This is a genomic window from Actinoplanes sp. NPDC021490 (genome assembly GCF_055562135.1).
This window is the reverse complement of sequence record NZ_JBVHFW010000002.1, coordinates 785577-796600: the sequence shown is the minus strand read 5'-3', so window position 1 is coordinate 796600 and position 11024 is coordinate 785577. Positions and strand designations below refer to the sequence as shown.

The following is an 11024-nucleotide window of genomic DNA, read 5'->3' as shown; positions in this document are numbered from 1 at the left end:
CGAGCCCGCCGTTGGGTGTCGAGACGAGCCCTCAGCCGGGCGCTGGCCGAGCCCCCCGCTGGGCGCTGGGACGAGTCCTCTGCTGGGCGCTGGGACGAGCCCCCGCTGGACGCTGGGACGAACCCCCGCTGGGTGTCGGGACAGCCCTGCGCTGGACGTCATAACCAACCCCGCTGAACGCCAGAACTTGCCCGGGTGACACCCGGGAGCCGCCTGGCCCCAGAACAACAGAGGCCCGCCCTCCACCGGGGGACCCCCTCCAGCAGCCATTTTACCGAGATTCGGTGATCTCCGCGGGCGGCGTGTGTCCGGGCTGTGGATAACCGACCATTGTGGATAACTCAACGATCATGGTTTGGCGGCAGTATGGTCGCCTCCATCCCCGCCGCCCGGGCCCGCCGGGTGTCAGGCGACGGCGCACATGGTGCCTTTGAGTGAGTAGGAGGTGGGTGCCGGGTTGGTGCTGTTCCACGAGCCCAGGAAGCCGAACGAGGCCGATGCGCCCGGCGGCAGCGATCCGTTCCACGACGCGTTCGTGACCGCGACCGAGCCGTCCGACAGGGTCATGGATCCGTTCCAGAGTTGAGCGATCGTCTGGCCGGCGCCGAACTGCCAGCCGAGCGTCCAACTCGTCCATGACGTAGTGCCGGTGTTGGTCAGGCGTACGTCGGCCTGGAAGCCGCCCGGCCACGAGCCTGTCACTCGGTAGCTCACCGAGCAGGCCGCCGTTCCCGGCGTGCCGCCCGTCGAGCCCGGGCTGCTCACGCTCGGCGTGGGCGTCGGGCTGGTTGGCGTGGGCGTCGGAGTGGTTGGCGTAGGCGTGGGGCTGGTCGGCGTGGGCGTCGGCGTGGTTGGCGTGGGCGTCGGAGTCGTCGGCGTGGGGCTGGTCGGTGTCGGGGTCGTCGTGGTGGGGGATGACGTTGTGCCGATTTTGCTTGGGTCGACGACGCCCCAGTACGCGGACTTCGCCTGCAGCCGCGTGTCGAACAGCAACGGCGCGTCCTTGCGGGTCACCGGGAACGTGTCGAGCCACGTGTTGTCGTCCGCGAGCCCCCACAGCGTCACCGAAGTGATCTCGTCCTCGTACTGGCGGAACAGCTCGAACATGTCCCGGTATACGTACGCCTGCTTCAACAGCCGATCGGCCGGCGGCGTCGGGAACGACTCTCCGTCACCGGTGTAGATGCTTACGTCCATCTCCGTGATCTGCTGCTCGACACCCAGAGCCACGAACTTGTCGAGCATGGCCTTCGTGTCCGAGACGGTCGGCCAGTTCACGTTGATGTGCATCTGATGCCCGACCCCGTCGACCGGCACCCCTTCGGACTTCAGCTGCGCGACCAGTGCGTACAGCTTGTCGCGTTTGGCCGGGACATTGGTGTTGTAGTCGTTGATGAACAGCTTGGCCTGCGGCGCAACTTCGCGGGCCACGCGGAACGCCGTACGGATGTAATCGAGCCCCGCCACGGTGAACCAGCTGCTGCGCCGCAAACCGTCGGTCTGGTTCTCGTCGATGACCTCGTTCACGACATCCCACACGCCGATGTCCGTGCCGTAATGCCCCGCCACATTCCGGATGTGGGTTTCGAGCCGCTCGAGCAGCAACGCCTTGTCCTCGGCCGTCGCCGTCATCGGCTGCCCGTCCGCCCCGGTGAACACCCAGGCCGGCGTCTGGTTGTGCCACACCAGCGTGTGCCCGCGAATCGCCATCCCGTGCGCCTTGGCAAAGGAAATCAGAGGATCCGCTTGCCCGTACGTGAAATTGCCCTCGGACGGTTCGGTGGCGTCCCACTTGAGCGCGTTGCCGGGTGTCACGCTGTTGAAATGCTTGTCGAGCAGCCGGCCGTGCTCGCCCAGAATTTCGGCTCCCGTGATTGCCGTGCCGACCGGGAATTCGCGGACCACATCCCGTACGGAGGGAATGTCGGTCTGAACGGGCAGCGCCGGCACATAGCTGACCGTCACGTCATCGAGATAGATGCCGCCCAGGCTCGAGGCCGTCTCCACATAAATGCGCAGAAAATCGACGTCGCTCGCCAGCGTGTAACGCCCCGTGAGGTTGATCCAGCCACTGCTCGTGACCGCCGTGTTGCCCACCACCTGGTCGTAAGAGGCCACCCCGTCCGTGTGCCGCTCGACGCTGAGCCGGGCATTGTCCGAGCCCTCGGCCATCCGAACCCAGGCCGAGATCGTGTACGCCGTGCCCTTCTCCAGCGTGCCGAGGACGTCCAGCGAGGGCCCTTGCCACGTCGCCGTACGCCCCGTGACCGCCAGGCTGCCCGTCCCGCCGTGCGCCACCGCCGCGCTGTGAGCCACCGTCTCGGAGGCCCGACCGGACCAGCCTTGGCTGGTCCCGTCCTCGAAGTCGCTGGTCAGCACCACGGTGGGGGCCGGTTCTTCGGCAGCACTCGCATTGGTGGCCGCCACGATCGCAGCCACCGCGGGCAGGGCAGCCACAAGCGACACAACAGCAAGCCGCAGAGAAGCACGCATGGGAGTCCTTAGAAACACAGCAAACAAATAGACCGTCATAGTTACATGGGAGCGCTCCCAAGGCAACGGCGGTGGACCGCCGCCCGGACCGAAGCGGCTATGACTTACTGATGACGCACGGACGCGAATTCCGGCCGGCCGGCGAGGCCGAGGTGGTGTTGGCCTTCCTCCGGGGCGAGGCCGGCTCGGAGCGTTTCGGTGAGCGTGTGCGCCGCGCATTGGCCGAGGTCGGCGGTCCGCACCTCGTGAGTAGCCCAGACCTGACGTCCGACGAGGAGAACCGTGCGCGCGAGCGGGCTCTCACGACGGCCCGGGGATGGCCGGACACGCAACTGTTCGAGGGCTTTCCCGAGCGGGTGGACTGGTACCACGGGGTGCTGACACCCGAAGTCCTGGCGCGGGTGCGCTTCATCGACTACTCGTATTGGAACGAGCTGTCCGGTGGCTCCCGCCGCCCGGCCGACGTCCGCGCCACGCTGCGGTCAGGTCGGCTGCCGACGTGGCTGACCGACCTCGGAACCGACTGGTGCTTCCAGCTGGCGGCCCGGCTCTCCACCGCCGACGCAGTCAACGACCTCATCGTGATGGCGACGCCCGATCTGAGCGAACTCGTCGTGCTCGAAGGCCACGCCCGCCTGACCGCCATCTACGTCGGAGGCCTGGAGCAGCACGTCACCGTCCGGGCCTACGTGGGCCTCTCAGCCGAAATAGGTCAGTGGCCTTGCTTCTGACCGCTCGCAGGCCGCTCGGTCATTTCCAGCACGTCGACCGCCTCGCACAGCGGACGCCCGGCCGGGGGCCGGCGAACGGCAGATGTAGCGGAGCTGTTCGCCGACCGGCGCCACGCGCGTGTCGGCGGCACCTGGTACGAACTCCGCATGGGCACGTCGACACTCTCGCGCAGCGGACGCCCGGCCTGGGCCGGCGAAGGGCAGACGTCGCTGGGCTGCTCGCCCGACCGGCACGACACGCGCGTCTGCCGCCCCTGGTCCGAACACCGCCGGATGCGAGGGCTGTACGTCGATGCCCGCGCGGTGAAGGGCTTATGAGCGACTGCGCAGGGTGGGGAAGCGGTTTCGCAGCGGACGAACAACAGTGGGCTTACGCGTTGCGGCGGTGGAAGGTCGCGGCCGCGACCGCGGTGGTTGCCAAAGGCCAGAGCGTGGCGGCGGCTGCGCCTTGGGGAGAGTCCAGCAAAGCGGTGTCGGGCAACCAGGGAGCCAAGTTTGGAGCGCCGGTGCGGAGAAGCGGGCAGACGATCAAGTAGGTGGTGAGCAGCGCGGTAGTGGCGGCCGGCGCGCTGCGGCACAACGAACCCACTGCGGCACCGATGAGGGTTACGCCGGTGAGGTAGGCGGCGACGGAAACGAGTGAGGACGTGGTGAGAAGAGACGCGGCGAGCAGCGGTGCGGCCGCGACCAAGGCGGTGAGCATCACGGCTGTCGCCTTTGTTGCCGCCAGCCGGTAGCGCCGCGGGGAGGCCAGCAACGTTGCGCGGATCTGGCCGCCCGCCTCGTATTCCTGGGATGCGGCCAGGGCACCGAGGATCAGGAAGCCGGCCTGGGTCCAGCGCAACGCCGTGCGGATCGGATCGTCGGCCGGGGCGGCACGATGGGCGGCGAAGGCCAGCAGGGCGGTGGCCGCCCAAGTGAGCAAGGCGGTCCAGCGCAGCGACGGCAACGTCACCAGCTTGTCCAGTTCGGCGTGAAGGAGGCAACGAAGGCGAAAAATCGGAGCCGGCCGCGTCCCACCGGCCGCGAGAGCGGGATGAGGCGGAACGGTCATGCCGGCCGCCGGCGGAAGAGGTAGGTGGCCAGGGCCAGGAGGGCGGCCACCCAGGCCGTCATCACCACTCCGGCCGTGACCGGCGGGATGGTGACGTCGTCGGTGGCGTGCGTGCGGAGGAACATGTGAGCGCCCACGATGTCGGGCAGGTAGGCGGCCAGCGGGGTCAGTTTCGTCAGCAGGTACGAGACCGAGACGACCGAGCTGTTCACGATGAAGACGGTCAACGTGATGATGCCGTTCCGGAAGATCAGGGTGATGGCGTAGGCCAGGAGCGCTAGCAGCACCCAGTAGAGGACGGCCGCCCCGACCCGCCCAGGGGAGAACGGCGGAGCGAGATCCGGCATGATCACGCCGGTCAGCCACACCGTCGCCGCGGCGGTCAGCGCGCCCTGCACGGCCACCACCAGCACCAGCGCCGCGCCCTTGGCGGCCAGCAGACGGGTGCGGACCGGCGTCGCCAGCACGGTCGAGGTCATCTGGTGGGCGCCGGGGGAGTCGTCGCCGGTGGGCGTGTATTCGCTGCTGACCGCGACCACGCCCAGAATCAGGGCGCCCAGCAGGCCGATCCCGAGATTTTGGTAGCCCAGATCGGCCCGGTCGGGGAGTTGCCCGGCCTCGGCCAGGCGCCGCAGCCCGGGCGCGTTGACGAAGGCCAGCGCGGGCGCGGCGATCAGTCCGAGCACGAGACCGACCCACGCGGTCGGCAGGCCCAGCAGCTTCCGGAGCTCGGCCCCGATCAGGTGACGGTTCACCACGCCGCCTCGGACGAGGAGCCGGTCAGGGCCAGGAACGCGTCTTCCAGCGAGTCGTGGCCGGCGCTCACCTCGGCCACCGTGCCCCGGGCGACCACCCGGCCGCGGTCGATGACGACCACATCGTCGGCCGTGGAGGCGAGCTCGGTCATCAGGTGGCTGGACAGCAGCACGGTGCGGCCCTCGGTGGCGCACTGGCGCAGGAACGTCCGCATCCAGCGGATGCCCGCCGGATCGAGGCCGTTGATCGGCTCGTCGAGCACCAGCACCGGTGGGTCGCCGAGCAGGGCCGCCGCCAGGCCGAGCCGCTGGTTCATGCCCAGCGAGAACCGCCCGGCCCGTTTGCCCGCCTCGTCGGACAGGCCGACGATCGCCAGCACCTCGTCGACCCGCTTGCGCGGCAGGCCGTTGCTCGCGGCCATCCAGCGCAAATGGGCCCGGGCCGAGCGGGCGCGGTGGGCGCCGCTGCCATCGAGCAGGGCCCCGACCACGGTCAGCGGGCGGGGGAACGACGCGTAGGGCCGATCGAGGATCAACGCCGTGCCGCTGGACGGGCGGTCGAGGCCGAGCAGGATGCGTACGGTCGAGGTCTTGCCCGCCCCGTTCGGCCCGAGAAAGCCCGTCACCCGCCCCGGCCGGGCCTCGAAGGACACCTCGTGCAGGATGCCCGGGCGGCTCACCGCGTCGATCGAAATCATGGGAGGAGTCAACCGGAGGGGGCGTGCCGGAGTCGTCAAACCACGGGTCCATCTTTGGGCGCTCGGGTCTCGGACCCTGGTTGGAGAACTACAGTCGCCGCATGAGTTCCAGCCGTCGTCCCGAGTGGCGTTCCAAGGCCGTTCCGGTGCTGGTCGCGGTGGCTGCGGTCGCGGTCATGGCGATGGTCACGGGCGGCGCGCAGGGCACGGCGGCGACGATCGTGCCGTTCGTGTTCGTCGGAGCCGCGGTGGCCGCCGCGGTCTGGGCGGTGCGCCGGTTGCGCGCCGACCGCCGGGCGTACGAGCGGCGCCTGACCGAATGGGCCGTGGTCGAGGAACGTCTCAAGATCGCGCGCGAGCTGCACGACATCGTCTCGCACGGGCTCGGCCTGATCACGGTCCGGGCCGCGTCCACCCGACATCTGGAGAAACCGGCCGAGGTGGACAGCGCCCTGACCGATATCGAACAGGTGAGTCGCGCCGCCACGGCCGAACTACGGCGGATGCTCAACGTCCTCCGCGACAATTCCGACCAGGCTCCGCGAAATCCGACGGCCGATCTGACCGCGCTGCCGGAGATCGTCAGCGCGGCGGAACGGGCGGGCCTGCGACCCGAACTGACAGTGACCGACCTCGGTCCGGTGTCACCCGGAGTGCAGCTGGCGATCTGCCAGACCGTACGGGAAGCCCTCAACAACACGGCCCGTCACGCCGGTCCCACCGACGTACGGGTGGTGGTCCGGCGGGACGCCGAAACGGTGATCGTCACCGTCGTCGACAACGGATCGGCCCCCGGCCGGCCCCACGCCCCGGGCGCCGGGCACGGCCTGGCCGGTCTGCGGGAACGCATCACGGCGCTCGGCGGCACGCTCGCCGCCCGGCCCAAGGACGGCGGGTTCCAGCTGACCGCGCGCATCCCGGACGAGGTCGCCGCGTGACCCCCGTACGGGTGCTGCTCGCCGACGACCAGCCCCTGCTCCGGCACAGCCTCGCGATGATCATCGACAAGGAGGCCGACCTCGACGTGGTGGGCCAGGCCGGCAACGGCGCTGAGGCCGAGCAGCGGGCGCACGAGACCCGGCCCGACGTGATCCTCATGGACGTCCGCATGCCCCGCGTCGACGGCCTCGAGGCCACCCGCCGGATCTGCCGCGATCCCGCCCTCGGCCGTACGAGGGTGCTGGTCCTGAGCATGTTCGAACTGGACGAGTACGTGCACGAGGCCTTGCGCGCCGGCGCCTCCGGTTTCCTGCTCAAGGACGCCCACCCCGAGCAGCTGCTCGACGCCGTCCGCCGCACGCACCGGGGTGAGTCCCTGTTCGCGCCGTCCATCCTCACCCGGCTGATCGACCACTTCGTGTCCGCGGTCGGCATCACCCGCGAGCGCCCCTCGCTGCGCGGTCTCACCGTCCGTGAGATCGACGTGCTCACGCTCGTCGGCAGCGGACTGTCCAACGACGAGATCGCCGCCGCCCTGGTGATCTCGGTCAAGACCGTGAAGACGCACCTCACGCACCTGCTGGCCAAGCTGCAGGCGCGCGACCGGGCCCAGCTGGTGATCGCCGCGTACGACTCCGGGCTGGTGCGACCCCGGGTTGCACGGCCGACTGTCCAGCCGGGACACTGTCGCGAGCCTTAGAACCCCATGCGAGCGTCTTAGATCCGACTGCGAACGGCGCGAAAGCCTTAGAACCCAATGCGAACGTCTTTGATTCGACTGCGAACGGCGCGAAAGCCTTAGAACCCCATGCGAACGTACGCCTCGTCGACCGAGACAACAGCAAGAGGACAGAACTCCGCCTTCGGCGGCTGCCGCACGCAAGCGAGTGGTGGGTATCGGCCGTAGCGCGCGCTGCGGCCGTGGTGCAACGAAAGCTGCACGCTCCCGATGGGGCTCAGGCCACCAGGTCGAAGTCCATCCGGCGGAGGGCCTGCGGTTGCGGCTGGGTCCGCGAGCGCGTCAGTTCGGGACGCGCCAGTTCGGGACGCGCCAGTTCGAGGCGGGCTGCATCGAGGCGCGCCGGCTCCGGGTGGGCGGTATCGAGATGGACCGCATCGAGGCGGGCCAGTTCGAGGCGGGCGAGCTCCATGCGGGCCAGTTCTAGGCGGGCCAGCTCCAGGCGGGCCAGTTCGAGGCGGGTCAGGCGGGGCTGTTGCGGGGTCAGGTCGCGCAGGACGGCGATCAGCAAGTCGGCCGTCGTCAGGCCCAGCGCGCGGCAGATGGCGGCCAGCAGTTCGGACGACGGTTCCTTGCGGCCGCGCTCGACCTCGGAGAGGTGGCCGATCGACATGCCGACGGCGTCGGCCACCTCGCGCAGCGTGCGGTTCTGCGCCTTGCGCGTGCGTCGTAGGACGCGACCGATCAGCTCCCGCAGCATCATGAACCGACATTAACGCCTACGCGCCCGCCCTGCGTTCCCGGAAAGCGATCATGTTCATCCGGTTGCCGCAGCGTACGGTGCAGAAGCGTTTGGAGCCGTTGCGTGACAGGTCCAGCACCAGGCCGTCGCAGTCGTCGGCCTCGCAGATCCGCAGCCGGCTCATCTCGTTCATGCGGATCACGTCGGTGAACGCGAGCCCAACCTCGGCCCGGATGCGTTCGGCCAGCGGCGCGTCGGGCGAGGTCGCGTGCATGTGCCAGTCGAGCTGATCATGCCGGACCAGGAACGGCAGCGCCTTGGCGTCGCGCAGCATGCCGTTGACGACCTCGACCGCCTCGTCGCGATCCAGGACCCAGACCGACCGCAGCAACGTACGTGTGTCGCGCACCTCGCGAAGCTCGGCCTCGTCGTGGTCGATGCGGCCCGTGTACGTCCACCGGGTCAGCAGGGCGGCCAGCTGGTCGATCGTCGACAGCTCGTCCTCGCCGGTGCGCGAGCTGCCGGGCTCCGTGTTGCCGAGGGCCACCACGAAGTTCAGCGACTCTTCGGTGTCAGGGGCAAAAAGCAATTTGACTCCTCACTGGGAGCGGCCTAGCGTCAGGGTCATAAGCAATTTAGCTCATGACAAGGTCGATGCCTGAGGCGACGAAGCCGAGGAGCCGGGGCCGTGACACCACCGGGAGGCAGCATCATGAAGCTCGCACCCAGGCACGTCGGCCTGATCGCGATGATCCTCTCCGCGATCTCGTTCGGCACGTCCGGCGCCTTCATCAAGCCGCTGCTCGAGGCCGGTTGGTCGCCGGCCGCCGCCGTCACCGTACGCGCCCTGACCGGCAGCGTCGTCCTGCTCCCGTTCGTCCTCTTCGCGCTGCGGGGCCGCTGGTCGGCGTTGTGGCGGGCCCGCTGGCGGGTCCTCGGCATGGGTTTGATCGCCGTCGCCTTCACCCAGCTCGCCTATTTCGCCGCCATCTCCCGCATCCCGGTCTCGACGGCCCTGCTGATCGAATACCAGGCGCCCCTGCTGCTCGTCCTCTGGGCGTGGGCGACCACCCGCCGCCTGCCACGGCCGACCGTCCTGCTCGGCAGCGTGCTCGCCATCGGCGGCCTGGTGCTCGTCATCGGCCCCGGCGCGCTGCAGGCCGTCGACCCGGCCGGTCTGCTGCTCGCGCTGGCCGCCGCGGTCGGCTGCGCGATCTACTTCGTCGTCGCGGCCCGCCCCTCCGACGGCCTGCCGCCCGTGGCCCTGGCCGGTTCCGGCCTGCTGCTCGGCGGTCTCACGCTCGGCCTGGTCGGCCTGACCGGCGCGATCCCGTTCGAGACGGTCGGCGGCACGGTTCCGATGGTCGGCACCACCGCCCCCTGGTGGGTGCCGCTCGGCGTCGTCGCCATCGCGGGCACGGCCATCGCGTACGCCACCGGGATCGCCGGCTCCTCCCGCCTCGGTTCGCGCCTGGCGTCGTTCCTGGGCCTGCTCGAGGTCGTCTTCGCCTCGATCTTCGCCTGGCTGGTGCTCGGCGAGTCGCTGACCGTGCTGCAGATGCTCGGCGGCGTCCTGATTCTGGCCGGCATCGCCGCCATCCCGTCCGAGCAGCCGGCCGCCGTAGCCGAGCCGCCCGCAGACGCCCCCGACCCGATCGTGCAGCTGGAAGGCGACCCGCTCGTAAAGCCGGAAGGCGACCCGCTCGCGAAGCCGGAAGGCGACCCGCGCGCAAGTGTAGAAGGCAACCCGCTCGCGAAGCTGTAAGGCAACCAGTTTGCAAAGCCGGAAGGCGACCGGGGTTGCAAACGCTGAACGGGACCGGGCTGTGAAGGCTGTGGCGACCCGCTCGCGAGGATCGGAAGGGGCCGGTCGCAAAGGCCGAACCGGAGCCGACCGGCGAGTCGATGATCACGACAAGCCGCTGAGCGACGTCCGAATCCGGCCCGGCGCGCAAGCCGGCCGGACCCCCAGTAGTGGCGACCCCTAGCGTGCGGCCCTGAGCGTTCTCAGGGTGAACTAGGGGTCAGGCCCGGATGGCCCGGCGGGCACCGGACCGGCAGGCTGAACCCGTGCTCACCGACCTGCTGAACACCGCCACCGCCTTCGTCGACTGGTTGTCCACTCTCGACCGGTGGACGGTCCTTCTGTTCACGTTCCTGTCCGCCGCCGTCGAGATGACGTTCCTGGCCGGTCTGCTCGTGCCGGGCGAGTCCGTGGTCATGCTGGCCGGCTCGCTGCCCGACGGTCCCGCGGGTTTCGTGGCCGTGCTGGCGGTCGGCACGGCCGGTGCCCTGGCCGGTCAGATGGCGGGTTATGCGGTGGGCCGCGCGTTCGGCCCTCGTCTGCGCGGCACCCGCCTGGGCCGCCGGATCGGCGCCGAGCGCTTCGACCGCGCCGAGACCTATCTGCGCGAACGCGGCGCCCCCGCTCTCGTGGCGGTCCGGTTCGTCGCCGTCGTGCACGCTGTGGTCCCGATCGTGGCCGGCGTCGTGCGCATGCCGTTCGGCCGGTTCATCCTGTGGTCGGGCCTGGGCACGACACTCTGGGTGGGCGCGTTCGCCGGTGTCGGCCTGATCACCGCGGGCGCCGACGCGACCGGCGGCCTGGGCCTCGTCCTGACCGCCGTGGGCGCGACCTGCCTCGGCGTCGTCCCGTTCGTGGCCCGCCGCCTGCGCCGTCCGGCCCCGGCCCAGCTCGCTGCCCCGGCCCCCGTGGCTGCCCCGGCCCCGGCTCCGGTCGCCGCACGTGTGCCGGTCGCCGCCAAGGTCCCGGTCCCGGCGAAGGTGCCGGTCGCGGCCTGATCACGCTCGCGGAGGCGGCAGGCAGAATCTGCGGGCCGCGTACGAGGAACCGGGCGACCTGGAGCGCACCGACGTGCGGATCGCCGAGGTTCGGAGCAGGCACGCTGAGATGCCGGGCGCCCCCATGATCG

General features: G+C 70.1%; 11 protein-coding genes. 5 read left to right on the top strand and 6 right to left on the bottom strand.

Going from position 1 to position 11024, the window contains the following annotated elements; all coding sequences use genetic code 11:
- Positions 1 to 405 precede the first annotated feature (405 nt).
- On the bottom strand, positions 406 to 2532 hold the full coding sequence (locus tag ACZ3I4_RS08015) for an endo-1,4-beta-xylanase (protein WP_465381129.1): 2127 nt from the start codon (positions 2530 to 2532) through the stop codon (positions 406 to 408).
- A gap of 32 nt (positions 2533 to 2564) precedes the next feature.
- Between ACZ3I4_RS08015 and ACZ3I4_RS08010 the strand changes: the two genes are divergently transcribed.
- Positions 2565 to 3224, top strand: a complete 660-nt coding sequence (locus ACZ3I4_RS08010; protein ID WP_465381128.1) for a hypothetical protein — start codon at positions 2565 to 2567, stop codon at positions 3222 to 3224.
- Between the two features lie 370 nt (positions 3225 to 3594).
- Here ACZ3I4_RS08010 and ACZ3I4_RS08005 read toward each other — a convergent pair whose 3' ends face one another.
- The 3 genes from ACZ3I4_RS08005 to ACZ3I4_RS07995 all read right to left on the bottom strand — a co-directional run bounded on the left by ACZ3I4_RS08005 (position 3595) and on the right by ACZ3I4_RS07995 (position 5731).
- Positions 3595 to 4173 carry a hypothetical protein gene (locus ACZ3I4_RS08005; protein ID WP_465381127.1) on the bottom strand — a complete coding sequence of 193 codons (579 nt, stop codon included), beginning with the start codon at positions 4171 to 4173 and terminating at the stop codon, positions 3595 to 3597.
- Between the two features lie 101 nt (positions 4174 to 4274).
- Positions 4275 to 5033: a hypothetical protein gene (locus tag ACZ3I4_RS08000; RefSeq protein WP_465381126.1), complete on the bottom strand. Its 759-nt coding sequence runs from the start codon at positions 5031 to 5033 to the stop codon at positions 4275 to 4277.
- Positions 5030 to 5731 carry an ABC transporter ATP-binding protein gene (locus ACZ3I4_RS07995; protein ID WP_465381125.1) on the bottom strand — a complete coding sequence of 234 codons (702 nt, stop codon included), beginning with the start codon at positions 5729 to 5731 and terminating at the stop codon, positions 5030 to 5032. Before ACZ3I4_RS07995 ends, ACZ3I4_RS08000 begins: the two co-directional genes overlap by 4 nt.
- A gap of 101 nt (positions 5732 to 5832) precedes the next feature.
- Between ACZ3I4_RS07995 and ACZ3I4_RS07990 the strand changes: the two genes are divergently transcribed.
- Both ACZ3I4_RS07990 and ACZ3I4_RS07985 read left to right on the top strand, forming a co-directional pair.
- The gene (locus tag ACZ3I4_RS07990) at positions 5833 to 6669 is read left to right on the top strand and encodes a sensor histidine kinase (protein ID WP_465381124.1); all 837 of its coding nucleotides are present in this window, start codon (positions 5833 to 5835) and stop codon (positions 6667 to 6669) included.
- Complete coding sequence (locus ACZ3I4_RS07985) at positions 6666 to 7370, top strand: response regulator (RefSeq protein ID WP_465381123.1); 705 nt, start codon at positions 6666 to 6668, stop codon at positions 7368 to 7370. The genes ACZ3I4_RS07990 and ACZ3I4_RS07985 overlap by 4 nt, the downstream gene beginning before the upstream one ends.
- Positions 7371 to 7626: 256 nt before the next feature.
- Here ACZ3I4_RS07985 and ACZ3I4_RS07980 read toward each other — a convergent pair whose 3' ends face one another.
- Together ACZ3I4_RS07980 and ACZ3I4_RS07975 are read right to left on the bottom strand one after the other, a co-directional pair.
- Entirely contained in the window at positions 7627 to 8112 is a 486-nt protein-coding gene (locus tag ACZ3I4_RS07980) for a helix-turn-helix domain-containing protein (protein ID WP_465381122.1), read from the bottom strand.
- Between the two features lie 16 nt (positions 8113 to 8128).
- Positions 8129 to 8680, bottom strand: coding sequence for a CGNR zinc finger domain-containing protein (locus tag ACZ3I4_RS07975; protein WP_465381121.1), 552 nt, complete (start codon positions 8678 to 8680; stop codon positions 8129 to 8131).
- Positions 8681 to 8803: 123 nt separating this feature from the next.
- Here ACZ3I4_RS07975 and ACZ3I4_RS07970 point away from each other — a divergent pair, with 123 nt between their 5' ends.
- Both ACZ3I4_RS07970 and ACZ3I4_RS07965 read left to right on the top strand, forming a co-directional pair.
- Entirely contained in the window at positions 8804 to 9856 is a 1053-nt protein-coding gene (locus ACZ3I4_RS07970) for an EamA family transporter (protein ID WP_465381120.1), read from the top strand.
- Positions 9857 to 10161: 305 nt separating this feature from the next.
- Positions 10162 to 10893: a DedA family protein gene (locus tag ACZ3I4_RS07965; protein ID WP_465381119.1), complete on the top strand. Its 732-nt coding sequence runs from the start codon at positions 10162 to 10164 to the stop codon at positions 10891 to 10893.
- The last annotated feature ends 131 nt before the right edge of the window (positions 10894 to 11024 follow it).